The 25,050-nt window shown below is 52.3% G+C and carries 23 protein-coding genes; 9 read left to right on the top strand and 14 right to left on the bottom strand.

The window, feature by feature from the left end; translation table 11 throughout:
* Window positions 1-4 precede the first annotated feature (4 nt).
* A complete protein-coding gene (locus tag ACORNT_RS10800) occupies window positions 5-1,207 on the bottom strand; it encodes an acetyl-CoA acetyltransferase (RefSeq protein WP_321390365.1) in 1,203 nt (400 codons plus the stop codon).
* On the bottom strand, window positions 1,207-2,691 hold the full coding sequence (locus ACORNT_RS10795; RefSeq protein WP_321390362.1) for a 3-oxoacyl-[acyl-carrier-protein] synthase III C-terminal domain-containing protein: 1,485 nt from the start codon (window positions 2,689-2,691) through the stop codon (window positions 1,207-1,209). The genes ACORNT_RS10800 and ACORNT_RS10795 overlap by 1 nt, the downstream gene beginning before the upstream one ends.
* Window positions 2,692-3,024: 333 nt before the next feature.
* Here ACORNT_RS10795 and ACORNT_RS10790 point away from each other — a divergent pair, with 333 nt between their 5' ends.
* Genes ACORNT_RS10790 through ACORNT_RS10780 form a run of 3 tightly spaced genes read left to right on the top strand, consistent with a single transcriptional unit; the run spans window position 3,025 to window position 5,048 of the window.
* Window positions 3,025-3,717, top strand: a complete 693-nt coding sequence (locus tag ACORNT_RS10790) for a TetR/AcrR family transcriptional regulator (protein ID WP_321390360.1) — start codon at window positions 3,025-3,027, stop codon at window positions 3,715-3,717.
* A 48-nt stretch (window positions 3,718-3,765) separates the two neighbouring features.
* Window positions 3,766-4,242, top strand: coding sequence for a MaoC family dehydratase (locus ACORNT_RS10785; RefSeq protein ID WP_321390357.1), 477 nt, complete (start codon window positions 3,766-3,768; stop codon window positions 4,240-4,242).
* Window positions 4,243-4,277: 35 nt separating this feature from the next.
* A complete protein-coding gene (locus ACORNT_RS10780; RefSeq protein ID WP_321390354.1) occupies window positions 4,278-5,048 on the top strand; it encodes an SDR family oxidoreductase in 771 nt (256 codons plus the stop codon).
* Between the two features lie 75 nt (window positions 5,049-5,123).
* Here ACORNT_RS10780 and ACORNT_RS10775 read toward each other — a convergent pair whose 3' ends face one another.
* The gene (locus ACORNT_RS10775; RefSeq protein WP_321390351.1) at window positions 5,124-5,438 is read right to left on the bottom strand and encodes a 2Fe-2S iron-sulfur cluster-binding protein; all 315 of its coding nucleotides are present in this window, start codon (window positions 5,436-5,438) and stop codon (window positions 5,124-5,126) included.
* Between the two features lie 253 nt (window positions 5,439-5,691).
* On the opposite strand from ACORNT_RS10775, the gene ACORNT_RS10770 reads away from it, so the two are divergent.
* The 4 genes from ACORNT_RS10770 (at window position 5,692) to ACORNT_RS10755 (ending at window position 8,785) form a co-directional block, all read left to right on the top strand.
* Window positions 5,692-6,453: an SDR family oxidoreductase gene (locus ACORNT_RS10770; RefSeq protein ID WP_321390348.1), complete on the top strand. Its 762-nt coding sequence runs from the start codon at window positions 5,692-5,694 to the stop codon at window positions 6,451-6,453.
* A gap of 72 nt (window positions 6,454-6,525) precedes the next feature.
* Complete coding sequence (locus ACORNT_RS10765; RefSeq protein ID WP_321390345.1) at window positions 6,526-6,831, top strand: putative quinol monooxygenase; 306 nt, start codon at window positions 6,526-6,528, stop codon at window positions 6,829-6,831.
* On the top strand, window positions 6,828-8,495 hold the full coding sequence (locus ACORNT_RS10760; protein WP_321390342.1) for an AMP-binding protein: 1,668 nt from the start codon (window positions 6,828-6,830) through the stop codon (window positions 8,493-8,495). The genes ACORNT_RS10765 and ACORNT_RS10760 overlap by 4 nt, the downstream gene beginning before the upstream one ends.
* Entirely contained in the window at window positions 8,492-8,785 is a 294-nt protein-coding gene (locus ACORNT_RS10755; RefSeq protein WP_321390340.1) for an antibiotic biosynthesis monooxygenase family protein, read from the top strand. The genes ACORNT_RS10760 and ACORNT_RS10755 overlap by 4 nt, the downstream gene beginning before the upstream one ends.
* Before the next feature lie 143 nt (window positions 8,786-8,928).
* Here the strand turns inward: ACORNT_RS10755 and ACORNT_RS10750 are convergent, their stop codons facing one another.
* The 7 genes from ACORNT_RS10750 to ACORNT_RS10720 all read right to left on the bottom strand — a co-directional run bounded on the left by ACORNT_RS10750 (window position 8,929) and on the right by ACORNT_RS10720 (window position 17,797).
* Window positions 8,929-10,875 carry a PQQ-binding-like beta-propeller repeat protein gene (locus tag ACORNT_RS10750; protein WP_321390337.1) on the bottom strand — a complete coding sequence of 649 codons (1,947 nt, stop codon included), beginning with the start codon at window positions 10,873-10,875 and terminating at the stop codon, window positions 8,929-8,931.
* A 10-nt stretch (window positions 10,876-10,885) separates the two neighbouring features.
* On the bottom strand, window positions 10,886-12,094 hold the full coding sequence (locus tag ACORNT_RS10745) for an aromatic ring-hydroxylating dioxygenase subunit alpha (protein ID WP_321390334.1): 1,209 nt from the start codon (window positions 12,092-12,094) through the stop codon (window positions 10,886-10,888).
* 20 nt (window positions 12,095-12,114) lie between these two features.
* Window positions 12,115-13,716 (bottom strand): 2-oxo acid dehydrogenase subunit E2, encoded by a 1,602-nt coding sequence (locus tag ACORNT_RS10740; protein WP_321390331.1) that lies wholly within the window; start codon window positions 13,714-13,716, stop codon window positions 12,115-12,117.
* Window positions 13,716-14,729, bottom strand: a complete 1,014-nt coding sequence (locus tag ACORNT_RS10735) for an alpha-ketoacid dehydrogenase subunit beta (RefSeq protein ID WP_321390328.1) — start codon at window positions 14,727-14,729, stop codon at window positions 13,716-13,718. Before ACORNT_RS10735 ends, ACORNT_RS10740 begins: the two co-directional genes overlap by 1 nt.
* Window position 14,730: 1 nt before the next feature.
* Window positions 14,731-15,711: a thiamine pyrophosphate-dependent dehydrogenase E1 component subunit alpha gene (locus ACORNT_RS10730; protein WP_321390325.1), complete on the bottom strand. Its 981-nt coding sequence runs from the start codon at window positions 15,709-15,711 to the stop codon at window positions 14,731-14,733.
* Window positions 15,712-15,731: 20 nt separating this feature from the next.
* Window positions 15,732-17,042: an aromatic ring-hydroxylating dioxygenase subunit alpha gene (locus tag ACORNT_RS10725; protein WP_321390323.1), complete on the bottom strand. Its 1,311-nt coding sequence runs from the start codon at window positions 17,040-17,042 to the stop codon at window positions 15,732-15,734.
* Window positions 17,043-17,155: 113 nt separating this feature from the next.
* Window positions 17,156-17,797, bottom strand: coding sequence for an SDR family oxidoreductase (locus tag ACORNT_RS10720; RefSeq protein WP_321398075.1), 642 nt, complete (start codon window positions 17,795-17,797; stop codon window positions 17,156-17,158).
* Between the two features lie 122 nt (window positions 17,798-17,919).
* Between ACORNT_RS10720 and ACORNT_RS10715 the strand changes: the two genes are divergently transcribed.
* Entirely contained in the window at window positions 17,920-18,258 is a 339-nt protein-coding gene (locus ACORNT_RS10715; RefSeq protein WP_321390320.1) for a Rieske (2Fe-2S) protein, read from the top strand.
* Window positions 18,259-18,264: 6 nt separating this feature from the next.
* Here ACORNT_RS10715 and ACORNT_RS10710 read toward each other — a convergent pair whose 3' ends face one another.
* Window positions 18,265-19,425 (bottom strand): acyl-CoA dehydrogenase family protein, encoded by a 1,161-nt coding sequence (locus ACORNT_RS10710; RefSeq protein ID WP_321390317.1) that lies wholly within the window; start codon window positions 19,423-19,425, stop codon window positions 18,265-18,267.
* A 245-nt stretch (window positions 19,426-19,670) separates the two neighbouring features.
* On the opposite strand from ACORNT_RS10710, the gene ACORNT_RS10705 reads away from it, so the two are divergent.
* Window positions 19,671-20,912, top strand: a complete 1,242-nt coding sequence (locus ACORNT_RS10705; RefSeq protein ID WP_321390314.1) for a CoA transferase — start codon at window positions 19,671-19,673, stop codon at window positions 20,910-20,912.
* A 321-nt stretch (window positions 20,913-21,233) separates the two neighbouring features.
* Here the strand turns inward: ACORNT_RS10705 and ACORNT_RS10700 are convergent, their stop codons facing one another.
* The 3 genes from ACORNT_RS10700 to ACORNT_RS10690 are packed head-to-tail and all read right to left on the bottom strand — an operon-like array spanning window position 21,234 to window position 25,028.
* On the bottom strand, window positions 21,234-22,646 hold the full coding sequence (locus ACORNT_RS10700) for a sodium/proline symporter (protein WP_321390303.1): 1,413 nt from the start codon (window positions 22,644-22,646) through the stop codon (window positions 21,234-21,236).
* Entirely contained in the window at window positions 22,643-23,599 is a 957-nt protein-coding gene (locus tag ACORNT_RS10695) for a TPR end-of-group domain-containing protein (protein WP_321390301.1), read from the bottom strand. Before ACORNT_RS10695 ends, ACORNT_RS10700 begins: the two co-directional genes overlap by 4 nt.
* Complete coding sequence (locus ACORNT_RS10690) at window positions 23,589-25,028, bottom strand: aspartate kinase (RefSeq protein WP_321390298.1); 1,440 nt, start codon at window positions 25,026-25,028, stop codon at window positions 23,589-23,591. The genes ACORNT_RS10695 and ACORNT_RS10690 overlap by 11 nt, the downstream gene beginning before the upstream one ends.
* Window positions 25,029-25,050 lie beyond the last annotated feature (22 nt).

Genomic DNA, 25,050 nt, shown 5'->3' with positions numbered 1-25,050 from the left:
TTTGTTATCCTTCATATGTGCCAAAAATGGCCACGCTGCATATGTTCCGGTGCGGCACTCCCCCAAGATTGTGGGTCAGTCCAAGACGGGGAGTCTCAAGCTGGCGATCGCCTGCCCGGCCCTGAAGCTGAAGATAGATCTCATACACCATGCGCAGGCCGGTCGCCCCAATTGGGTGACCAAAACATTTCAGGCCACCGTCGATCTGGCAGGGGATACCACCGTCCCGATCATAAAACCCGTCGCGGATATCCCGAATAGCCTCCCCTTGCGGAGAGATGAACAAATCTTCCATTGTCACCAGTTCAGTGATGGAGAAGCAGTCATGCACCTCAATCAGGCTAAGCTCTTCCCGCGGGTTTTCTATACCAGCTTCGGCATAGGCTCTCTTTGAGGCTATTCTGGCTGTCATCGCATAACTGCCATCCCAGGAATTATGACCCAACTCTACGCCATTGCTTGGCGCCAACTGCATGGCCTTAACAGTCATAATTTCACTGCGGCCCAGTTCCCGGGCCTTTTCCGGCGTTGTGACAATGGCGCAGGCCGCGCCATCACTCACTCCACAACAGTCGTACAGTCCAAGCGGATAAGAAATCATCGAGGCTTCGAGGATCTTCTCCATAGTCACACGATTTTGAAGATGGGCTTTTGGATTCAGCGCACCATTTTCATGGCTCTTCCAGCTGATGTGAGCCATGGCCTCTTTCACATCCTGCATATCAAGGTCATGACGGGCGGCATAAGCACTTGCCAGCTGGGCAAATGCCCCCGGAGCCGTAAATCCTGGCAACCACTGATCCTCAAAGGTTCCTTTGGTACGCTCGGGCAGACCACTGTAACCAGTGTCTTTCAATTTCTCCACCCCCATCGCCAGAGCGAAATCACAGGCTCCCGAGGCCACGGCATAGACAGCGCCACGAAGAGCCTCTGTTCCCGTGGCACAGAGGTTTTCCACCCGGGTCACCGGAATATTGGGCAACCTTAGAGCCTGAGACAGGGGAATGCCTGACTTGCCGGTGCTTTGTTCCTGAAAAAACACCCCGAGCCAGGCAGCATCAAGATCATCCTGTTCAATGCCGGAATCCCGCAGGGCTTCCGCATAGGCTTCCCGCATCAGCTCTTCAGGGCCACAATCCCAGCGCTCGCCAAATTTGGAGCAACCCATGCCGATAATGGCAACTTTATCCTTAATCCCCTTTGCCATCAGCTTTGCATCCCTGTAGTTGACTCATCATTATGGGCCACCGCAGTAACCTTCCAGAAATACCGGTGATAATGTCTGAGAGAATCTTTATCCTTAATCCGAAAAACCGGTCTGACCGGCATCCCGACTTTCAGGGAACCGACAGGCATGTCCGCGAACTCCATAAGAATATTAGCCCCGCCATCAAATCCGACATGGCCGTATTTGAGAGGTGGCTCGGCACAATAGGCCTGCCAGTCCTCGGTGAAAGACTTAACTCTACCAGACAGGTCCAGCATGGAGAAATCCTCCTGACTACCTTCCGCATTGCAGTCCGGGTTGACACATATGGCGCTTCGAGGAAACTGCACTGTCGAACATGTCCGGCATTTTCCGCCGACAAAGGCAGTCAGCGTTTCCCTGTTCCGGTAGTAACTGCTCATGGCTGTACGATTGTCACGCTCCGCCCGCATTCCCCAGTCCATGGACACCTGCCCGCCAAAGGAAAGGAACTGCAGATAGTCCCCGACATCCTGTTCCGGCAGGGACCCCGTCTGCAGAACGTCAGCCGTCTGCCGCCCGGCCAGCTTTTCAGTCGTACGCAACAGGACAGCGTCGCATCCCTGGCCAAAGCCGCAAACCAGGATGGTTTCACCGGGGCCTGCGTTGTTCAGGCAGTCAGTCAGCAAAAGCAACGAATGAGCCGTTCCCGTATGCCCTACATCCAAAAATCTCCCGTCAGTCACCGCTTCATTGCGAATACCCAGCCGTCCGGCAATTGTTCTGTTTAATCTGTCTGATGTTGCCGGAAGTATAGCGTGATCCACCTCCTGCGGCGCCATGCCAGATGCATCAAGAAATTCCGATAGCATGGGCACCAACTGCCCGATATATCCTTCATCGCGGACCCATCGCGCTTCAAAGCCATAATCGGCATCCATCCCTGAGCTGCGATAATGATCAACCAGATCAAAACTTCTGCTGCAGGTCCCAAGGAATTCAGCAACGACTTCTCCGGCTCCAAGCACCAGCGAGGCTGCGGCAGAACCGTAGTTCATTTCTTCTGAACTACCCGGTTTTGCATGCCTGTTGTCAGACGACACCAGAACCGTATCGCCCCCGCGTGCGCTTGCCTGGGCTTCGATTAGTCCTGATGTTCCAGCCCTGAGCGAACCAGCCAGATCAAGACTGCGGACAGCGGCCGGCAGGTTGAGCGCCGCAGAAACCAGTGTAGAATTTTGCCGGTCCAGAAAAGGAAAACTTGTCGAGGCAAAAAGCAGGGCATTTATATCCCCGGGCTGACCTGCCAGTCTTTTCAGAGACTCCCGCGCGCTCTCCACCGCCATGGTTATGGAATCTTCATCCCATCCACAAAATGAGCGCCTGCCTCCGGACAGTCCCTTGAGAGCCGGATTGGCCCAGGCTACTGACTGAAAGATGGTGCTGCGATGAATTCGCCTGCTGGGGATATAGCTACCCCAGGATTTAATTCCGACTTTGTTCATTTAGTGTATTTTCCCAGATGCCGTATCCATTGAAGATCTCCCTATGATGCAAATCGTATCGACCTCCTGATCCCCGACATTGCAAGAACACTATCATGTCCCGATGAAAACTTTCAATAATAAAAACAATCAAACCTGTTTTTTTTATGGATTTTTCTATAACTTTCTGAAATAAATAGAGATATGGAGTGTTTCATTGACAATAAATCAAATGCTTTGGATAATGGGAATGTTACGAGCAACTGAGAGCATGCTTTATTACTCCGCAAGTAGTAAAGATATATCGTGGGAAACCAGCGGGTTCCGTAAATATCTACATGAGATGGGAAAATTATGAGCGAATCTGCAGCCACCCCCCGTCCACGGACCAGAAAACCATCGCCCGGCCGAACCGGGCCGACAACCCGAAAACCGGAAAGCCTTCAGTCACGCAAAAGTGCCTCGACCCGCAGACAAATCCTGGACGCCGCTATAGAGTGTATCGTTAAGCACGGCTACGCCAACACCACAACACTGATTATCGCTAAAACTGCAGAGGTTTCTCGCGGGGCAATGCTGCATCATTTCCCCTCCAAAATTGACGTTATTAATGCGGCAGTCGAGCATCTATACAATAAACGGCAAAAAGCATTCTACAAGGCGATTGATGCCCTCCCCCCGGACAACGGCCAGATTCGCCCTGCCATTGAAGCCTACCTCAAGCATGTAATGCATCCACTATATGTGGCTTTTTTTGAGCTAAAAGTCGCATCCCGGACGGATAAAGACCTCTATGCGGTTTTTGAGCCGGCAAGAAAAAAGTTCGACACAGAGTGGGATTTGATGGCCCGCAAACTTTTCCCCAACTGGGAGGGTGACCAGAAAGCTTTCGAACTTGCCCTAGATCTGACGCACTATCTGCTTGAAGGGATGGCCATCAATTCAGCTGCGGAAATAAAGTCTGATCGGGCCCAGCGACTTCTGGACCATCTGGAGAAGACAATTCGCGAACTTCGTCCAGGCAAGAAACAAAACAATCAATCCTAACCCCCTGACCACACTACAATCGTTCAAGTTTTGAGCGGAGGAACAGTCATGCGATGTTATGAAGATCTCAGCGTTGGAGAAGAGCGCCTTTCTCCGCCAGCGACACTGACCGAAAAGCAGATTACAGACTTTGCCTCACTGTATGATCCGCAATGGTTCCATGCAGACCCGGAAGCGGCGCAGAATTCATTTTTTAACGGCATTATCGCCAGCGGCATCCATACTCTCGCCCTCTGGCGGCAGCTCGATCACAAAATTAACAACGACATCGATTTTGTCTGTGGGATAGGCTGGGACGAGGTACGCTGGCCAGTTCCTGTCAGGCCGGGGGACAGTCTCAGGGCCAAATCGAGAATTCTTGAAAAATACTCTTCCCGGTCACGGGATGACAGGGGTCACGTCAAGTTTGAATACAGCGTTATCAACCAAAGGAATGAGATTGTCCTGAGCATGACCAGCCACAATCTTGTGTATCGCAAAGGACATGGCCATCCGGAAAAATTACATGTTCCGCGATCCAAATAACAACCCTGAAACCTGGAATATATGGAGATTTGAAAATGGCTAGACTGGAAGGAAAAGTCGCAATTGTAACCGGTGCCGCCTCAGGACTTGGCAAGGCCGACGCCATTCTTATGGCAAAGGAGGGAGCCCGAATTATCCTCACGGATATCAATGAAAAAGGCGGCATGTCAGTCGCTGAAGAGATCGGCGGAAACGCGATATTCATGAGGCAGGATGTCACGAAGGAGGACGGCTGGCAGGAAGTAACCGATCGTGCGCTTAAGGAGTTCGGTCGCCTTGATATCCTTGTCAACAATGCCGGTATCGTTATCGTGGCAGACCCGGAAACAACCTCCCTCGATCAGTTTCGTCTGGCCAATAGTGTTATGTCAGAGTCTGTCTATCTAGGGTGCAGATATGCCATTCCCGCCATGCAACAGTGTGGTGGCGGCAAAAGTGAAAGTGGAGGCAGCATTATCAATATGTCTTCCATCGCCTCACATTTGGGTTTTCCGGTTTTCTTCGCTTACAGTGCCGCCAAGGGGGCTGTCCGGGCGATGACTAAATCCGTAGCCGTGCATTGTCAGATGAACGGCTATAATATTCGCTGTAACAGCCTGCACCCGGCTTCCATTGAAACCGCCATGGTCAAGCAGGCCGCGGCAGAGATGGGCTCTGATTTTGAAACCGCCAGGAAGCAGGCCGGCGCGCCAGGGATTGGAAAGCCCGAAGATGTCGCAAATACGGTTGTCTTTCTGGCCTCAGACGAGTCCAAATATATAAACGGCACCGAGATCATTATTGATAACGCACTGAGCATTCAGTAGACGGAACAATCTGGCCAGATACAGGGATCAGGGCGACCTGTTCCCTGCCCCCAAATTGACAGGAGTATATGCAGATTATTCTTCCGGCGCGATGGTCAGGACCAGACCGGAAAGTTTTTCTTCAAAGCGGACTTGACAGCTCAGGCGCGAAGTTTCGCAAAAACTGTCCAGCTCCGACAATAATTCGGTTTCTTCCGGGTGTCTTGGTTCAAGCTTTCCAAACCAGTTGGGATCTATAATCACATGGCAGGTAGCACAGGAACACATCCCGCCACAAATCGCCTCAATGTCATAACCTTGGTCCGTCAGTATTTCCATAAGCGAGGCACCGGTCTCTGCCGGAATTGTCGTCTCGTCTCCATCGCGGTTGATCACTTTGATATTTGGCATGTCCTGAACCTTCTTGTCACAAATAATCACAGGAGCTGACTCCTGCCTGATTTTTATCTCTTTCATCCCGGCAATTCACTCACACGACTCACTTCTACATCAGACTTTCATTTTTTTAAATAAAAAACCGTCAAGATTGTTTTTTTATTTTGAGATTTGTAAATTTATGTTAGATTCACCCGGGACTCAGAAAAAAATGTTTTGCCCGGATATAACCGGGGCAAATCCGGCAAAAAATATCAGGAGGCAATTTATGAATCTCGAACTGAACGGCAAAAAAGCTATCATTACCGGAGCAACCAGGGGAATCGGTCGGAGAATTGCCAATCTTCTGGCGGAAGAAGGCGTAGATTTGGCTATCTGCGCGCGCGATGAAGAGGAAGTTGCCGAAGCTGCAGCAGAATTATCAAAGACTGGTGTAAAAGCCGTCGGAAAGGCAGTGAACGTCCGCGACGGAGATGCCTACAAGGCCTGGCTCTCTGAAGCTGCTGATGCTCTTGGCGGGTGTGATATTTTTGTACCCAATGTGAGTGCCGGCGGCGGCATGGACAGTGAAAAAAACTGGATCAAAAATTTCGAAATAGATGTCATGGGAACCGTTAGGGGATGCGAAACCCTTATGCCCCACCTTGAGCAATCAGATTCCGCCTCTGTGGTTCTGATTTCGAGCACCAACGCCCTGGAATTTTTCGCCGGCCCGATGGCCTATAATGCCATGAAGGCTGCCCTGATCAACTATGCCAAACAGTTGGCAATATTTGTCGGCAACAAGGGCATTCGTGTCAACAGCGTCTGCCCCGGCCCTGTCTATTTTGACGGCGGCGCCTGGGAAATGATCAAGGGCACAAATCCCAAATTTTATGACAAGACAGTGCGGGCAATACCAAGAGGCGAGATGGGTACTCCCGAAGAAATCGCCAATGTGGTAGCGTTCCTTGCCAGTCCAAAATCAAGCGTGATCACAGGATCAAATATAGTAGCGGATGCGGGCTATACAAAGCGCGTCCAATATTAAGGCAATACTCCTGCCCAAAAAAACAAAAACACAGGGCAGCTTGGTAAATATAGGGAAGACAGGGAAACAGACATGACAAAAATGACATTTCTCGCACGTATGAAGGTTCATGCGGACAGAGAGCAGGACTTTCTTCGCCTGGTGGCCGCACTGACGGAAAAGGTGCGCGAGCATGAGCCGGAAACACTTGCCTATGAATTTTTCCGGCTTGAAGGTCCCCTTCACTACGCTGTCTACGAACAGTTTTCCAATGCTGAAGCCGAAGAAAAACATCGTAACATGCCTTATTTCAGCGACTTGGCCGGACCAATGGTCGAGTGCCTGGATGGAGGCTATCACCGGGAATATCTGTTGCCACTTGACGGGGGCGATCAATGACGACCCAGGCTCTCCGACAAACCGGTAAAGACCGTAACAGTCATCCGCCCTTGCTTTGCGACGTCCTGCTGCAGGCAGCCCATAATAACCCGGCCGCAGACGCCCTGATCTTTCCCGATCAACGGCAAACCTTTGGCGAACTCTATGAGGCGGCTCTGGCCCATGCCCGCAGCCTGATCGCGCTCGGCGTAAAAAAGGGCGATCATGTCGGACTGTTGATGCCTACTTGCCACGATTTTGTCTCTCTTATGTTCGGAATCAGTCTTGCAGGTGCCGTGGTGGTGCCAATTAATGCACGGTTTCGCGCCAGTGAACTCGGTTATGTGATTAACAATGGCGATCTTGTCGCGGTTATTACCACTGATATTATCCAGGATCATGTAAATTTCGTGGAGCGTCTCGGGGAAGCCTTCCCGGATCTCGGGAAAAGCAGTGACGCCCTGAACCTGGAATTGCCACAAGCACCAAAACTCAAGAGCATTGTTGTCATGGGGGCAGATCATTACAACAGCCTGCTTAACCGTACCGAATTTGCAGCTCTGGCGGATATTGCCGATCCGGCGGAAATAGAGCGCCGTCATCAGGAAATATCCCCATCTGACAATGCGATTATGCTCTTTACATCCGGAACCACAGCCAATCCCAAAGGCTGCCCGATCACCAACGAGGCCCTTGTCGGAAACTGCATCGCCCTTGCGGAACGCTATGAACTGGACAGGGAGGACAGCTTCTGGGCTCCTCTCCCCATGTTCCATATTGCCGCTATTCTGCCAATGATTTCCATTTTTACAGTCGGCGGGCGCTATACCACTATGGTTCACTTTGAGGCGGGCCTGGCCCTGCGCATGCTTGAAGAAGAAAAAGTAACTGCCGCCTATCCCTGTTTCGCAACCATCATGCTTGATCTGGTAAACCATCCGGATTTTTCAAAGACTGATCTGAGCCGGGTCAGAATAATGAATAGCAACCTGGCCATGTCCCCCAAAGAAGTCACGGATATTATTCTGAGAGCCATGCCCCAGACCATACAGGTTGGAACTTACGGCATGACAGAGTCCGCTGGAACAGCAACAACAAGCCTGCTGACGGATCCGGAAGACACCCGTACGAGCCTGTGTGGTGTTCCCCTGCCCGGCGTAGAAATCATGATCGCCGATCCGGCATCAGGAAAGGAAGTGCCGACCGGGGAACGAGGAGAAATCCTCCTGCGCGGATACAGTATTGTCAGGGAATATTACAAGGACGAGGAAAAAACCACCGAAAGTATCTCACCGGACGGCTGGTTCCACACCGGAGATATCGGATCAGTCAATGCAGACGGTCAGCTTATGTTTCATGGGCGCCTCAAGGATATGCTGAAAGTCGGTGGAGAAAATGTCGCAGCGGCGGAAATTGAATCCCTGCTGCAGAAACATCCCGCGGTCAAGCTGGCCCAGGTGGTTGGCATTCCGGACCCACGGCTTGTTGAAGTGCCCGCTGCCTTCATCGAACTGAAGCCGGGCAGTGAACTGGACGAAGAAGGACTTTTATCGTTCTGCAAGGGTGAAATTTCCAGTTTCAAAATCCCGAGGCATATCCGCTTCCTTAAAGAATGGCCCATGTCCACAAGCAAAATTCAAAAGTTTAAACTAAGAGAAAATCTTACCAAGGAGTTGGGACTATGACTGCTTTTATCGCCCGTCTGCGGGTCACCCCCGGGAAGGAAGAAGCCTTTGTAAAGTTGCAGCAGGAACTATACAGACTGACCCATAATCATGAACCAGACACACCCGTCTACGAGCTTCTCAAATCACGTGACGAGCCAAATACCTACGTAGTTATTGCCACTTTTAAAGATGAACCGGCTTTTCAGGAACATATGGATAGTTCCTTCCATGACGAGCTGGTGCCCCCGATCCTGGACTGTTTGTCCAGTGATATGGAACTGGAAATGCTGGATTGCATCAGCACCTAGCTGCTCCGGTTCATTTACTGCCCAAATATAACTTGTCCCGCCGGCTTCGTGCCAGTGGGATTTTTTTCTGTACTTAAAAACATAAAAAACTCTGGTGCTGTATATGCCCCCAGAGCTTTTATTATGTTTTATGGAATGGACAGCTAGTCCCGGTCATCCCGCTCAAAAACCAGCAGAAGGTTTCCGGGTTCATGAAAATAGAGACCATATCCGGAATTCACCACAAGGTAACCATCTGTCACTGCCGGACCGCCACTGCTCATACTGCCGCCCCGGCCGGTTTCCCCGGTAATTGTTTTGATACTTTCTGTTGTATCAAATTCCCAGATAACTTTGCCTGTCTTTCCATTATAGGCTCGAAGCATGCCATCCAGATGTCCTGCAATGACAGCCCCCGGTATGGCTGTTGTTGCCGCCGAAATCCCCGGATCGCAATAGGGCCGGTCATCGCCGCAGTTATCAGCAACAACATGGCGCCAGATTATCCGGCCTGTCAGGGCATCGACTGCATGTATGCCCGCCTGCGCCGGGGTTTTGTGAACTGTCCCGTCGCGCGCATTCTCCATATCGACGATGGGCACATATACTCTTGTGCCCTCGGCAGACATACCGAAGTGAACACCTCCCTGGGTCCCCCCCCGCCCCACACGCGTTTGCCAGAGTATCCGTCCGCTGTCGTCCGGATCAAGCCCGTGAACCAGACCAGACTTCTGCCCTGCAACAAGAATGTCCCGCTCTTCGCCATGAACCAGAATGGGGCTTGCGGCAAAATCATAATCGGGACCCCTTTCCCGGGGACAATTGGGATTATTCTGCATCATGCAGGCCACATTCCAGGCATCGTTGGCAAAGGCCTGGACATGCCATATTCTTTTGCCGGTTGTCAGATCGAAAGCAAAAATAGCGTCACTGTTATCATCAGCTGGAGATGAATAATTCTCTCCACTTCCCACATAAAACACACCGCGTTTGTCATCGATTGCCGGACTGTTCCATACCGGAGCGCCGGACGGCCCAAGGACAACAGTCCCATGTGAAGTTTTACCCTGATCGGAAGGTGGTTCCGGAATGGAATAGGCCTGCCATAATTTTGTCCCGTCACGCACATCAACGGCCATCACCTTGCCCCGGAAAGAACAACATTCATACGCCGGGTCAGCTGCCGCCGTGACTTCAAGGGAGGAGACGGGAATATATAAAATATTGTCATGCAACGCGGCGGTTCCGGTCAGCGTCGCACTGGTGTGGTCATCCGCCTTGATACGCCAGACCTCTTTACCGGTCAGCGCATTGACCGCATAGGCATTGGCCAGGATGTCGCCAAAATAGGCCAGCGGCTCGGCCGGCGTTTCTCCCTCCGGCGACGCCGGGGTCAGAACAATGCCATTGCGCACTTCAGCCACAGCCTGGAATGTCCAGCGCACGCATCCGTTTTCCAGATCAAAGGCATAGACAGTTCCGTCATGGCTGCCAACAAAGACAGCGCCATAGCCAATGGCCGGCTGCGACCGCGCCCGCAGGGCACCAGGATAGGCAAAAGCCCACTTAAGCTTCATATGAGGCATATCCTCCGCTGTAAGACCCCCAACAGCGGCAGGAACAAACCGGGATGTATCATGTCCCCAGCCAACTGCCGGCGGCGGCCGCTTGCGGTCAAAAACCGCAGCCTGTCCCTCACATCTGGGCAACGGCGCCGTCAACTCCTCCGACCCGATTTTCTTATTGGTAAGAAACTCTACAAGCCGGACTTTATCGTCCGCCGTGAGATGGGAAGCCTGGGCTTTCATCATTCCCTCAGTCAGAGCAAATGAAATTCGTTTCTGGCTCATCATTTTAAGAAAGGTAGAATGCGGTGCCTTGGCCACAGTTCCATCATGACAGGCGACACAATTTTCCGCAAACAACCTTGCACCTCCGGACACATCCAGTCCTTCGGTTTTCGCCTGAAGATCGTCTACGGAACCAAGCGAAGCACCCGGACTCGCTTGCAGGGTCGATTGAAACAATACCCCGCCAACAAACAGGCCGGCACAAATGATCGCCAGCACAGAGGTAATTCTGCACTGCCGGAGGATTACTCCCTGTCTCATCACTGCCTCCTTATTCACTGACAATAAAGTCGCTGAGCATCGGCCTGACACGGAGATGTTCTGGTATATTTTCCACGCCAATCCGGCGATCCAGCTCCTCCTGCCACTGGTAAATCCGGCGTTCCTGATAAGACAGGTTCATGCCGGTAAAGCCGGGGCTTTCCAGGGACTTCTGAATGTTGGGCGCAAACTGGGTGTCCTCTTCAAGTATTTTCTCGAAATTGGCGATACGGGCCGGCCAACGTTCATGCCCCTGGGCACCGTCCGGTGCGAACCAGTGAACCTCGATCACCATGCTGTTATTTTCCTTTGGCCAAAAAGCAATAAAGGGAATACCCGACGCGGCGATGGGAAAAACCAGGTTGGGGAAGAAATGATAGGAAGAGTTTTGTTCCGCATGAATTCTGGGAACATTTTCCAGTGCCGGCATTCCGATGGTACCCGGATCCACCCAATCTTCACGGCGATGTGGTGTCACCATTAATGAGTTCCCTTTCTCCCACAGCCTGATAAATGTGCCCCGGGAATCCAGAAAACGATCCACTGTATCTGTATGGATGGATTTCAGGTGATAGGTTTCCAGAAAGGCATCAATCAGAACTTTGACGTTACATTTCACATCAAAAGAAGAACTGTGAATGTGTCGCAGCTTGCTGATGTCTACATCATCAAAGTGGGTAGCGATGGGCCCGAGGGCTTTCTTCAGCGGGATCGCCTCAGGATCCTCATTGACAAAAACCCAGTTGCCAAACTGATCGCAGGACACTTCGCGCAGACTGTGACAGCCCATATCCAGATCCGGGAAATCCCTTTTTTCCCGAAGCCGGAACAATTTACCTTCCAGGTCATAAGACCAACCGTGGTAGCGACAGACAAATCCCCGAATCTGGCCGTCGTCATCCTCGACCAGCGGCGCACCACGGTGCTGACAAGTGTTATAAAAAGCCCTGATCCTGTTGTCTTTACCACGCACGATCACGATAGGAGACCCTGTTTTCTGCCACAGAATATAACTTCCCGTCTCCGGCAGTTCATCCGTATGGCAGGCATAAAGCCATGACTTTCGCCACATATTATCCATTTCCAGTTTCAGGAATTCCGGATTCGTATACCGCCCTCCAGGTATTTTAGGCAACGCCGGGAAGTCTTCCGGCGGGAACTCCCGTGCATATTCCCGTTCCATTCCCTCAAACAGTTCCTGTTCAATCTGAGCTTCCATAGTCCATATCTCCCGTTTAACTACACCACAAGCTGCACGGCATTTTCTATCCGATGCCGGAAGGCGTTCAGAAATTGTGCGCCAATGGCCCCGTCAATGACCCGGTGGTCACAGGACAGGGTAACCGTCATCTGCTGTTTCCAGACTCCGGCTCCATTCTCGTAAACCTGTCTGTGACAGGTTTCACCAACCGCCAGAATGCCACCCTGAGGCGGATTGATAATGGCGTCAAAATTGCGAATACCATACATTCCCAAATTGGAGATGCTGAAGCTCCCGCCCTGATAATCTTCCGGCATTAGTCCGCCGTTTCTCGCCCGCGTCACCAGATCTTTCATTTCTGTGGCAATCTGCTCCACAGACTTAATATCCGCACCACGGATCACGGGTGTCAGCAAACCATCATTCAAAGCCACAGCCACTGAAATATCGGCACGTTCGTAATAATTTATGACATCCCCGCCAAAGGCGGCATTAGCCCCCGGCACATCCTTTAGCGCCAGGGCCACAGCCCGGATAATCAGATCATTCACACTGACACGGACGCCTGCTCCCGGCCGTTCATTAAGCTGCCGACGAACCATCATCAGAGTATCCATCGTCACATCCATAGTCAGATAGAAATGGGGCACCGTCTGTTTGGCCTCCATAAGCCGACTGGCAATTGTGCGCCGCATACCGGAGAGCTTTTCACTGTGACAAGGGTTGTTGCCTCTGATATCTACCGGAATACTGGCCGATCCACCACTGGCAATCACATCCTCTTTCAGAATTTTCCCGCGACCGCCAGTGCCCTTGATTTTTGCAAGATCGATGCCCAATCTTTCAGCAAGGCGCCGCGCAAGAGGACTTGACCGCACTGAAAGGCTTTCCGCTACCGCCTCGTTCGTCGGGTCAACGCCCTGTCTGCGTGCTGCCTGTTCAACATCCTGGAAAGTTATCCGTCCTCTGCGACCGGAACCGGTCAGCGCCATCACATCAATTTCCAGTTCCTCAGCAAGAAGACGTGCCATGGGAGAAATATTGGCCAGGGTTACCGGATGCCCTGTATTTTTATCTGTCGGGACAGTCTCGTTGTTTTTTTTCAGATATTGCTCCACGTCCTGAAGCAGGACACGTCCTTGACGCCCCGTCGCCACAACTAGCATCAAGTCCAGCCGGTTGAGACGTGCCTTCTCCAGCGCCGCGGGACTGACCGACAGGCCGGCCGGGACCTCGTAGCTTTCCTCTACTGCCGGTGCACTTTCCTGCAGGTCGGCGTCTTCCGTCTTTTCTTCCTTGACGGCGTCATTTTCCTCAGTGTCAGCAGGTTCAAACGAGGCATCCACCGGCTGATAAGCGGCAATAAAGCCTTCAATTTCTTCTTTCGTCGCTGGCCCGGAGGCGGTCACAGCGATCAATGCGCCAACCGGCAGGACATCCCCTGGTTCCGCCAGAATGCGACATATCCGGGCCTCCCGTGTGGCCTCCAGTTCATTGGCAATTTTGTCTGTTTCAATAACAACCAGACTATCACCCTTGGAGAAGTCTTCATCTTCACCTTTCAGCCATTCGGCCACGGTGCCTTCCGACATCTCGATGCCCCATTTGGGAATTGTCACAGCTTCAAGCCCGGCTGACATCAGCGATACTCCAGGGTTCTTTTGACAGCCGCTGCAATGTCGGCAGGAGACGGCACATAGGCACGTTCAAGCTCCCGGGCGTAGGGTACAGGCGTATGGGGGGCGGTGACCGTTTCAATAGGGGCCTTCAGAGAACTGAACGCCTTGCGGGCCACAATTGATGCAATGTCTGCCGCCAGCCCACAGCGTGGCGGACTTTCATCGACAATCACAACCCGACCGGTCTTTTCCACACTGTCGAGGATCGCTTCCTCATCCAGCGGCGACGTGGTCCGCAAATCTATCAAATCAATGCCGATACCATCCTTTTGCAGACCGTCAGCAGCCTTTTCGGAAAAGCGCACCATACGACCCACGGTCACCACGGTTGCATCATCCCCCTGACGCACAAGAGAGGCTTTGCCGAAAGGAACCAGATACTCACCTTCAGGCACTTCCCCCTTGGTGCCATAGAGGCTCTTGTGTTCAAAAAAGACCACCGGGTCATCGTCACGGATCGCTGTCATCAGCAACCCCTTGGCGTCGGCCGGCGTGGAAGGAATCACACACTTCAGTCCCGGCACCGCAGTAATCATGGGATAAAATGTCTGGCTATGCTGCGCGGCACAGTTCATGCCCGCCCCCATGGTCATGCGCACCACTATCGGCGTGCGGCTTTTTCCGCCGAACATATAGCGAAACTTCGCCGCCTGGTTGACAAGCTGATCCATACAAACCCCGATAAAATCGGCAAACATGATTTCAGCGACCGGACGCTTGCCGGCAAGTGCAGCTCCGTTCGCTGCGCCAATGATAGCGGATTCTGAAATAGGGGTATCCAGCACCCTGCCCTCACCGAATTTGGGTAAGAGACCGTTTGTGACGCCGAAAATACCCCCCGATGCCTCCCGTTTGCCGGACGTGCCGCCAGCACCACCGGAAACATCTTCACCAAGAACAATCACATTGCGATCACGGGCCATTTCCAGATGCAGCGCATCATTCAGGGCATCACGATATGTCATAATCGGCATGTCAGAGTCCCCCCTCGTAAGTAATATATACATCGGTCATGAGAGTTTCCGGCGCTGGTGGCGGCGCAGCCCTGGCTTCGTCCACAGCCTCGTTAATCAGGCCCGCAACTTCTTTCTCAATCTTGTCGAGGTCGCTGGCTTTCAGCAGCTTCCTGTCCAGAACATGGTTGCGGAAATTTATCAGGCAGTTCATGCTCTTGCGGTGCTCTTCCACCTCTCCGTCTGCCCGGTAGTTCATCGGATCTCCCTCGAAATGCCCATAATATCTCGTGGTGCGCAGCTCCACTGCCGCCGGGCCCTTTCCGTTCCTGACATGATCGAAAATATCCCCCATCAGTTCATGCACGGCAAAGAAGTCGCTTCCATCTCCCTTTTCCGCCCTCATGCCAAAAGCGGCACAACGGCTGGCTATATCCTTGCTGCCCACCGAATAGTCAAAGCCGGTGTGCTCGGAATATCCATTATTCTCAAAGACAAAGACAACTGGAACATCAAGCACAACCGCCATGTTCATCGCCTCGAAGACAGTACCCTGGTTACAACTACCGTCCCCCCCGAAAGCAACAGCTATATGTCCCTGTTCCTCAAGCTTGGCCGCAATAGCAGCCCCCACTGCGATGGGTGGCCCGCCGCCTACAATCCCGTTAGCGCCCAGCATTCCCTTTTCAAGATCGGCGATATGCATGGATCCGCCCTTGCCGTTGCAAATCCCCCCGGCACGGCCGTAAATTTCCTTCATCATGCCCTTCACATCGCACCCCTTTGCCAGGCAATGACCATGCCCGCGGTGAGTACTGATGATATAGTCACTGTCGGTCAGATGCTCGCAAACGCCCACCGCGACGGCTTCCTGCCCGGCATATAAATGAGTAAAGCCGGCAATTTCACCCCTGGGGATTTCATCATGCAATCGTTCCTCGAACATGCGGATGGTAACCATCTGCCGATAGGCCCGCTTCAAATCGTCCTGTGTCAAAGACATATACCCTGTACTCCCTGTTCCTACAGCGCCCCGGAAGGCTTTTTGCCCGGACCGTAGATATAATCATCAATTGTCTTGTGAAAATGCCGGATCCTCAGCTCCTGATCAGACAACCACAATCCCCTGTAACCCTTGGAATTCATTCCTTTCTGCACGCCGGGAAGATTATGGGCATCCTGGTCAATCACCAGTCCGCAGGATTTATCCCCAAAATTATATGTGGCATGCTCAGGCCGTTCGGGAACTTCGTCATCCTTGCCCGGCAGAACATAGGTCTGAATATCAAAATACATCTTGTTAGGATCGGTTTCATGAGGTCGCTGGCGGAACAACATCACGCTGGTGGCATGGATATTCATGGTGATGTTTGGAAATATGAAATAATGATAATCATCTGTCAGTTGGTCATCATTTAGTCTCGAAAAATCCTTACCCTGACTTTCCCCGTTCTCGCGCATAAACTTCTGAATATCCAGCCTTATGTCCAGAACCCGGCCGTCATAGTCTGCCGGATCCATACCGGCCTCGATCATCATTTCCTTGATCCCTGCGGGAATTTCCGGCGGTCGCTGATTGACACGCGGGCTCAGCGTGCCAAAAGGCACCATATAGCGGCTGTGTTTATCATAGCAGTCAATCTGCACATCCTGATCATTGAGATGCCAAAGAAGTTGTGGATGGATACCCTGCACATGATAGGTTTCGTTGAAAGCATCCACGGCTGCCTTCCAGTTACACTCCCAGACAACTGTAAGATCCCTGGTCATGACCATTTTGTCGAAATTATAGGGATCAAGATGCTGTGGAATCACATTAAGATAGTCTCGAAGAGGTTCCACATCCGGGTCCAGGCTATACCAGACCCAGCTCCCCCAGACATCGCAGGGCAGTTCCGTAAGGCCGCTGCAGGGTGCGCCCTGCGGGAAGGTCTCCAGGTCGGGAATATCCTTTATGGTGCCATCCAGATGAAAATCCCAATGATGATAGGCACACATGAAACTGTCCGCATTGCCAATTCCGGTATCCCGAAGCTGGTTTCCACGATGCTGGCAGACATTATAAAAGGCCCTGACACTGCCATCCTGCTGGCGAACAACAAGAACGGGCTCCCGCCCCATTTCACAGGCAATATAGTCACCTGGTTCGGGGATGTCGTCTTCGCGCCCGGCCATCAGCCAGACTTTGGACCACATTTGATCCCACTCCTGCTGCATAAACTCAGCAGAAGTATATCTTTCCTTGGCAATTATTCCGGTCCCAAGCTCGGGTTCCGGAGCTTTATCCACTGGTGTGAAAGGACTTTCATCAGGAGTCACTCTTTTCACTTTCATTATGCTCAAGCTCCCTAATTTCGGGAAAGTCCGGGCGAACCGATCACTCCCCGTCGAGTCTGGATATCTTCATATCATACCCTGAAAAAAATAAAAACAGTCTTGTTTGTTTTTTATTTAAAAAGATATTCCCCCTGCCAGAAGTCCGGAGTTTGCCGGTGTAGGGAAAGATAAACCTCAGCTATCTCCCCGGGGTCATACCGGCCTCCGGCCCGGATATGCCCGCAGATCGTGACAGTGGCCACATGTACGCCGTCCTTGATTGCCGTCTCGGCAAGATTTAGGCAATAATTGCGCAAGGCCGCCTTTGACATCCCCAGTGGCACAAGCTCTGGCCAGAGATCAATTGCTGCGCCACCACCTGTCACAAGAATGGTGCCGTGCCCGCGCTTTTTCATCCCAGGATAAAAGAACTGCACAGTTCGCACAGCTCCCCAGACATTGACGTTAAATACATTGATGGTATCGTCCAGTTCCATGTCCGGCGCCGTCCCAGCCAGCCGTCTGAAGGCGTTATAAACAAGAATGTCAGGTGCCTCGTGCTTCTCCATAAACCGGGTGCACATTTGCACTAACTGTTCCGGCTTGGTCAGGTCGCATACAATTGAACTTGCGGTATACCCCTTTCGGGAAAGGGCCTCTACCTGATCATCGAGACGCCCCTTGTCTCTCGCGACAAGAAACACATGAAATCCTTCCCTGCAAAAACAGTTCGCAAGAGCCTGTCCAAGGCCAGGACCCGCCCCGAGTATCATGCACGTCTTCATAATTTTCCTCTTAAATAAAAAACATTCTGTCCTGTTTGTTATATTTATGCAAATATGCTCCCCTTGCAACAGACAAAACAGATAAACAGGGAAAAACAATGCCTCAGGATATGAACGAAAATCAAAAGAACTTCGTTCAGGTTGCCCAGATATCGGCAATTGAACAAGGTACAAACAAAGCGTTTGATGTGGCCGGAAAAAGCATTCTGATCTGTCACACCAAAGACGGGGAGTTTTATGCCGTTGAAAACCTTTGTTCCCATGCCATTGCCGCGCTGGAAGGGGGCAAGATGCGCAAACACCGCCTGATCTGCCCGCTGCATGGCGCATCCTTTGACATGCGGGACGGCAGTGTGCTCGGAAAACCTGCGTTTACCCCGATCTGTGCCTACGAGATACGCATCACCAACAATATGATTGAGGTTCTGCTGGATACGCCTGTCGGCTAACAACCATCAACGACGCTGATCAAACCTTCGGCCGACCATAGCACTGGCAATATTTATCTTCTGGATATCAATGGCTCCGCCGGCAATACCCCAGCCCCAGCTGTCCCTGAGACGTCGTTCCATATTATATTCCTTGGAATAGCCGTAAGCCCCCATCAACTGCATGGCATCGCCAGCGACTTCCCGGGCAATCTGGTTGGCGAAACATTTGCCAAGCGATGAATCGAGGATACTGGGCAGATTATTTTCCGCATTGGACGCCGCACGGTGAATTAGCAAGCGGGCAGCATCGGTTTTCATTTTCATATCCGCCAGCTTCATTTGTACAGCCTGAAAATCCACCAGCGGTTTACCGAACTGGTGGCGCTCCTGAACATAGTCAAGGACATCCTCCAGGGCACCAGACCCCTGCCCCAACGCCATGGTAGCATTACCGCACCGTTCCAGGTCAAAGGCCGCCATCAGTTTCCCAAACCCGCCTGCCGGAACGATAATATGATCTAGGGGCATAGCCACATCATCCAGATAGATATCTGACGATGGTATGCCTCGAAACCCCATCAATTCTTCATTGGCGCCAAAGGACAGACCTTCCGCCTCTTTTTCCACATACACCGCGCCAATGCCTTTTGCGCCCGGTTCATCGGAAAGACGGCAATAGACCACATATCCATCCGCATGCCCGCCACCGGAACACCATCTTTTTGTCCCGTTGAGCACCACCTTGTCCCCTCTGATCTCCCCGCGGGTTTTTAAATCCGTCAGAGCTGAGCCGGCTTCCGGTTCAGACATGGACACAGCGACAACCAGTTTACCCGCACAAACTGCCGGCACTACCTTCTCCACCAGTGAAGCAGGCGCAAATCGTTCGATGGCCTTCACCGGCCCGACGCAAGATTCAAAAATCGGAAACGCTACAGCGGAGGAGATCTTGGCAAACTCTTCCAGAACAATCAGGGCATCCACATTGCCAAGTCCCATACCCCCCAAGCTTTCGGGAACATTCATCCCCAGAAATCCCATACTGGCATAGGTCTTGATAAGATCACGTCCCGGAGGTGTATTGTTCTCTTCCAGTTGCCGGGCAATTTCCGGCAACTCGCTACGGGCAAACTTCCGTGCTGCTTCCTGAAGGTTGGCCTGATCTTCTGTCAGTTGAAAGTCCATGATTTTTTCCTGTATTTATTTTATAGTCATTCTGCCGAACCGCCGGGTTCCATCTGCGACGTGGAATATTATTTCACCCGGATCAGTTACTTCAGGGGATCTTTTATCACAGATTATCACTGTTGCCATATAAAAAAACAATCCTGACTGTATTTTTTATTTCGTGAAACTTTTTTTTCTGGTAGACATTATTCACACACATAGAACAGACGAAAATACCAGACTGACAGCCGGAGCGGGACACAATGAGCAGCGATAATACAGCAGACGAGAAACCCTCCGAAAGAGAGCCCCGCGCAGGGCTACTGTCCGACATTCGGGTGCTGGATTTCGGACGCTACGTCGCCGGGCCTTATTGCGCCACACTTCTCGGCTATCTCGGCGCAGAGATCATCCGCATAGAAAAGCCCTCAGGCGGGGAAGACCGCTATATCGCGCCGCTGACCGATGGTCCTGCCCCCACCGAAGGGGGCGTATTTTTTCAAACAGCCTGCAACAAGAAAAGCCTGACACTTGACCTGTCCAGCGAAGAAGGGCGCAACATCGTCCGTGAGCTGGTCAAAACAGCTGATGTTGTCGTCTGCAGCATGCCCCCCGCTGCGCTCCATAAACTTGGGCTGGACTATGACAGCCTGACAGCCCTCAAAAGCGACATCATACTGACCAATGTTACCGCTTTTGGCACCTCCGGCCCCTATTCGGGAAAAGGCGGGTTTGACGGGATCGGGCAAGCCATGTCAGGCGCCATGCATATCACCGGTACCCCCGGCCACCCGGTCAAGGCAGCAGCGCCCTATGTGGATTACACTACCGCCGTTCTCGGCGCATTCGGTACTCTTGCCGCATTGATGGAAAAAAAGTCCAGCGGCAGGGGTCAGCAGGTTGATACAAGCCTGATGGGCACCGCCATGAGTGTTTTCGCCTCCCATCTCATTGAACAGGGAGTAACCGGGAAAAACCGTATCGGCACCGGCAATCGAGTTCAGACATCCGCCCCTTCAGACGTCTTCGAAACCGGGGATGGTTTCATCCTGGTCCATACAGTAGGAAATGGCCTGTTCCGAAGACTGGCCCGGCTTATCGGCCGCGAAGACTGGCTGGACAATCCGGCTTACGCCACGGACCAAAGTCGTGGAGATCATGCCAACGAGATCTGCGAGGTGGTGGCTGACTGGTGTCGGAATCTGACAACTGAGGAGACTCTTGCCAGACTGGAAGAAGCAGGTCTGCCGGCGGGAAAGGTTCTTACGCCCCAAGAGGCTCTTGATCATCCCCAGGTCAGCGCCATGAATATCTTCCAGCAGGTTTCCTTCCCGGGATTACCTCACCCGGCACCAGTGCCGGACCTGCCGGTTAAATTGTCATATACCCGGGGCGGCATAAAGGCCCGCCCGCCGCAACTCGGTGAACAAACCGACGAGATACTTACACAGCTTGGTTATACCGAGGCCGATATCAAAGAATTGAGAGATCAGACAATCATCTGAATTTTCCCCAGGAACATACCCGACGACAAGTTTTTATATTCACCTTTTCAAGTGAACCCAAACCTTGTGGTCGGAACTGCATTCCGCAACCAGTTATGGAATAAACATCTTGAAGTTCTGGTCCTGAGCCACCTGTAGGGTAATATTTTCTCTTCATTTTCAGGATAAAAATAAAGGGAAAAATTGCAACCAAGCTCAGAGATTGGTGTGACCGGAGAGGCACCGGAGCTTGCCAGTATTTTAATAAAATTGAAGAAAAAACGCGCAGATTTTGCGCACTTCATACGCGTTTAAATTACCACTGCGGAAGACAGCCAGAAGCTAGTACGAGACCGCACTCTTTCTTCCCAGCCAGGTAACCGATACCCAGACAGTGAGGCCGGACAGGATTCCCGGCATGCCTTCATAGATATAGGCATTCCAGCCTGCCCTTATCCACAAGAGGTCCACTGCAACACCGACCAGCAGCATCGCAATTGCCAGCCGTTCCGGAATGCGCCGCCCCAGGCTTTTCAGGATCAGCAGCGGCGCAAAAGCAGAAGCCAAAACTGACCAGGCGGCAATCACCAGGCGAAAGACGCTTTGCTGATCGGTGAGCGCAATCCATAATGCCAGCAGGGTGACGATCAGAGTGGCGCATTTGATGAGCCAGATATTTTCCACCCGATGGGAAAAAAGGTCATGGGTCACGGCGGCGGAACAACTGAGGATCAGGGAGTCTGCTGTCGACATGGTGGCGGCAAATATACCAGCCAGCACGAGCCCGACAAGCGCCGGTGGCAGCATCTCCATGGCCATGGTCGGCAATGCCAGTTCCGCATCAAAGCCGGAAGCATCAGTGATATAAAGCCGGGACAATAGCCCAACCATTGTCGCCATGGCGTAAAAAACCGTGAACCAGCCGTAATAATAGACCCGGGTCCTGCTCAGATGTTCCGGACTATCCAGCGCCATGAAGCGTACCATGATATGGGGCTGGCCGATGACACTCAAACCGGCAAACAACCAGCCGGTCACAAATAAGCCAAAAGACAACCATTCCGGCTGAAACAGACTGCCCTCGGGGTAGAGAGAGAGAAAGCCCGGAATTTCATTCATCTGGTCCCAGGCGTCGGCGGGTCCACCGAAATGCACTGTTGTGACCACCAGGAGTAACGCCATCGCCACAATCATCACGATAGACTGGGCCGCATCGGTCCAGATCGAGGCCCGGATCCCGCCCGACAAACAGTAAACGGCGACAATCAGGCTGCCGACAATGGCACCGGTCTGCAGATCCCAGCCCAAAAGACTGTGCAGGGCCTTGCCCCCAGCCTTGAATTGTGCCGCCGCATAGGCCCCCAGGAAGATAATGGTGATCAGGGCGGCAATTTTCCGGAACGTCGGCTGAAACCCGCCGTCCCATCTGCTCAACGCTCCACCAAAACTGACCTCGTTGACGCTGGCAGAAACCTCGCGCAGTCTTTTATGAACAAACAGAGAGGCGAGAAAATCACCCAGGATCCAGCCTACCATCAGCCAGATTGCGGCCAGGCCGGTGCTGTAGGTAAAACCGATTACGCCGATGAACATGAAGCCGCTGTTGTTTGTGGCCACAGCAGATAGTCCGGCAAGCCACGGCGCCACATGACGCCCTGCCAGATAATAGTCATTTTTCTTTCCGGTGGCTTTAAAGGCCGATAAAATGCCAATGCCGAGAAACATCAACAAAAAAACTACAAAACTGGTGATCATTCCCCGTCCCTGACCTTCTGGCTTTTTGCGATAATATTACGGAATTCATCCATGCCCCTCAGGTCATCAAAGGCCCGGTCTGTTGTCGCTTCGTCCCGATAGGGTTCTGACATGGAACAGGCCTGTTCAAGATCCTCGAGGGCCTCCTCGATATAGCCGAGACTGGTCTTTGCTCCGGCCCGCTGGTAATAGGCATTGGCATTCTCGGGATCATAGTTCAGAGCCCTGTTGCACAGGCTCAGCGCCCAGAATGGTTCATCAAGCTGAAGTACGGCATCAGCCTTGTATGTCATAGCCTCTACATCGTCGGGTCGCTGCATGAGGATCTGGTCATAGACAGAGATTTTAGCCTCGGGCAACGTTTCCTGTGAGGCTTTCAGCCACAATGAATGAATCTCGTTTGTTTTTTCTATTTCCTCATGATTTTCCGCAATTCGCCGGGATTTCTGCCGCAGTTCATCCTCGATATTTTGCAGTCGCGATTCATAATCCTCGGTCACCTTGCTGATCCGTTTGTTGGCCAGGCCTTCGGCTTTGGACCGGATATCGCGCAGGGACGTCCAGCCGACAATCACCATCAGAGTGGTAATGCCTGTAATCAGATAGAAGAAATAGGTCACCGCATCGGTCACATAGGACATGGCCAGATCGGAAATGCGTAACTGGCTCGAGGCCATTTTTTCAGCGATTTCCGCCCGTTGCCGCTCCAGCCGGAGATTGAGGCTTTTTACCTCATCCAGCAAAAACCGCTCAATAAAGGGTGTATAGAGCGGTTTATCCAGTGTCTCGATTTTCTCGGCCAACTGTTTTTCAGCTGCGACGCTCTCTTTTTGTTGGGAGTTGACATCACGGCTGTCCACAGGTTCGGCCCAACCCATTGCAGGCAACAGGAGCACCAGGGCGAAGGTTGCAAAATACAGGCTGAACGACTGTCGTTTTTTTCTATGCAGCATTTGCTTCAGTCCTTGTTTTGCCGATATCGGTGATGAGGACATTGTGAAGCGAGGTCACAGCGGCCTCATAATCAGTCTCATCGAGGATGAAATTTATGTCCACCTGGCGGATCGACTGGCTCATGGCACGGATGCTAATCCCTTGATCAGCCAGGGCGCTGACGGCTTTCAGCAATACGCCGCTTACCTTCATGTCGCTGCCGATCGCTGAAACCATCGCGACCCGGTGTACGGAAATCTCGGCCTGGGGATAATCACCCTCCAGCGCCGATACAACCCGGCGTACTTCCTTGAGATTGCCGGAAACATAGGTGGTAATCGTGTTGGCATTGATATCTTTCCCGACCATTTTGACCTTGAAGCGTTTCAGGGTCTTCATGATGGTTTCCTCGTAACCACCGACCCCGACCATGTCCTGGTCGAAAAGCTCTATGCCGTATATCCCCTGACGCCCGGCGACAATCTCCACACAGGGTTCGTCGCTGACATAATCCGTACAGATCACCGTGCCGTCATGATGGGGTTCAAAAGTATTTTTGACCCTGAGGGGGATGCCGGACTGACGCAGCCCCTTGGCCGCGCGCGGGTGAATGGCTTCCATACCCAGATTGGACAACTGGTCGGCGACATCATAATTGGTCTGGCCTATGGGCTTAACCTGGTCCAGCCCGACGATCTTCGGATCGGCGCTGCTGAGATGATATTCCTTGTGAATGATAGCTTCTGAAGCCTGGCTCAGAACCGCAATCCGGCTGAAGGTGATCTCCGTATAGCCCCGGTCATAGGTATTCATCAGACCCTCGGCACATTGAACATATCCCGGAATAATCGGCAGTTCCGTTGAAAGGTCGATGCCTTTCAGGTGCGCCAGTATTTTTTCGTCCAGCGGGGTCGTGTCCTTTTCCCGCCACCCGGTCAGGTCGACAAAGCGCGCGTTGACGCCGTGTTTCTGCAGCAACAGACTGGTATTGTGGGCGCTGTGGGCTTCGCCCAGGGCACTCAGCATCTCCCGTACGGTCATCAGGTGTTCCTGCAGCTGGAAATGGCCGAAGGAACACAGGCGATGCAGGTCGATCAGGCAGCTACGCACGCCTTCAATGCGCTCGATAACGAACCTGTCGGCCAGCCGCTGTTCTTCAGTTTCACCAAAGATTTCTTTGTTCTTTTCACACATGATATGAGAAACACGGCTCAGGGCATCACCCCAGGCCCATTCATTTTCCCCGTCGGAAAACAGGCTGTAGACACCGGGTTTGCGGTTCTTCTTATGCTCCAGAAGCTTGTCCGTGATTCCGCCATAGGCGGAGACGACGAAAATACGGTTGTAGATTTCGTCTTCCTTGCGGGAGCCGACAAAAATATTGTCGAGCACATCTTCATGGCGGCTCATGGAAGTTCCACCTATTTTTTCCACGGTATGCATGTTCATTCCTTCCAGGTATTCCGGTGTA

It is taken from the genome of Emcibacter sp. (assembly GCF_963675455.1).
Lineage (GTDB): Bacteria > Pseudomonadota > Alphaproteobacteria > Sphingomonadales > Emcibacteraceae > Emcibacter.
The sequence above is the reverse complement of the archived record's forward strand: the minus strand, read 5'-3'. Positions and strand labels throughout refer to the sequence as shown.

Excerpts from the sequence above, each read along its gene's own strand:
- ACORNT_RS10800 (WP_321390365.1), bottom strand. The coding sequence starts at position 1,207 with ATGGCAAAGGGGATTAAGGATAAAGTTGCCATTATCGGCATGGGTTGC.
- ACORNT_RS10795 (WP_321390362.1), bottom strand. The coding sequence starts at position 2,691 with ATGAACAAAGTCGGAATTAAATCCTGGGGTAGCTATATCCCCAGCAGG.
- ACORNT_RS10790 (WP_321390360.1), top strand. The coding sequence starts at position 3,025 with ATGAGCGAATCTGCAGCCACCCCCCGTCCACGGACCAGAAAACCATCG.
- ACORNT_RS10785 (WP_321390357.1), top strand. The coding sequence starts at position 3,766 with ATGCGATGTTATGAAGATCTCAGCGTTGGAGAAGAGCGCCTTTCTCCG.
- ACORNT_RS10780 (WP_321390354.1), top strand. The coding sequence starts at position 4,278 with ATGGCTAGACTGGAAGGAAAAGTCGCAATTGTAACCGGTGCCGCCTCA.
- ACORNT_RS10775 (WP_321390351.1), bottom strand. The coding sequence starts at position 5,438 with ATGCCAAATATCAAAGTGATCAACCGCGATGGAGACGAGACGACAATT.
- ACORNT_RS10770 (WP_321390348.1), top strand. The coding sequence starts at position 5,692 with ATGAATCTCGAACTGAACGGCAAAAAAGCTATCATTACCGGAGCAACC.
- ACORNT_RS10765 (WP_321390345.1), top strand. The coding sequence starts at position 6,526 with ATGACAAAAATGACATTTCTCGCACGTATGAAGGTTCATGCGGACAGA.
- ACORNT_RS10760 (WP_321390342.1), top strand. The coding sequence starts at position 6,828 with ATGACGACCCAGGCTCTCCGACAAACCGGTAAAGACCGTAACAGTCAT.
- ACORNT_RS10755 (WP_321390340.1), top strand. The coding sequence starts at position 8,492 with ATGACTGCTTTTATCGCCCGTCTGCGGGTCACCCCCGGGAAGGAAGAA.
- ACORNT_RS10750 (WP_321390337.1), bottom strand. The coding sequence starts at position 10,875 with ATGAGACAGGGAGTAATCCTCCGGCAGTGCAGAATTACCTCTGTGCTG.
- ACORNT_RS10745 (WP_321390334.1), bottom strand. The coding sequence starts at position 12,094 with ATGGAAGCTCAGATTGAACAGGAACTGTTTGAGGGAATGGAACGGGAA.
- ACORNT_RS10740 (WP_321390331.1), bottom strand. The coding sequence starts at position 13,716 with ATGTCAGCCGGGCTTGAAGCTGTGACAATTCCCAAATGGGGCATCGAG.
- ACORNT_RS10735 (WP_321390328.1), bottom strand. The coding sequence starts at position 14,729 with ATGCCGATTATGACATATCGTGATGCCCTGAATGATGCGCTGCATCTG.
- ACORNT_RS10730 (WP_321390325.1), bottom strand. The coding sequence starts at position 15,711 with ATGTCTTTGACACAGGACGATTTGAAGCGGGCCTATCGGCAGATGGTT.
- ACORNT_RS10725 (WP_321390323.1), bottom strand. The coding sequence starts at position 17,042 with ATGAAAGTGAAAAGAGTGACTCCTGATGAAAGTCCTTTCACACCAGTG.
- ACORNT_RS10720 (WP_321398075.1), bottom strand. The coding sequence starts at position 17,797 with ATGATACTCGGGGCGGGTCCTGGCCTTGGACAGGCTCTTGCGAACTGT.
- ACORNT_RS10715 (WP_321390320.1), top strand. The coding sequence starts at position 17,920 with ATGAACGAAAATCAAAAGAACTTCGTTCAGGTTGCCCAGATATCGGCA.
- ACORNT_RS10710 (WP_321390317.1), bottom strand. The coding sequence starts at position 19,425 with ATGGACTTTCAACTGACAGAAGATCAGGCCAACCTTCAGGAAGCAGCA.
- ACORNT_RS10705 (WP_321390314.1), top strand. The coding sequence starts at position 19,671 with ATGAGCAGCGATAATACAGCAGACGAGAAACCCTCCGAAAGAGAGCCC.
- ACORNT_RS10700 (WP_321390303.1), bottom strand. The coding sequence starts at position 22,646 with ATGATCACCAGTTTTGTAGTTTTTTTGTTGATGTTTCTCGGCATTGGC.
- ACORNT_RS10695 (WP_321390301.1), bottom strand. The coding sequence starts at position 23,599 with ATGCTGCATAGAAAAAAACGACAGTCGTTCAGCCTGTATTTTGCAACC.
- ACORNT_RS10690 (WP_321390298.1), bottom strand. The coding sequence starts at position 25,028 with ATGAACATGCATACCGTGGAAAAAATAGGTGGAACTTCCATGAGCCGC.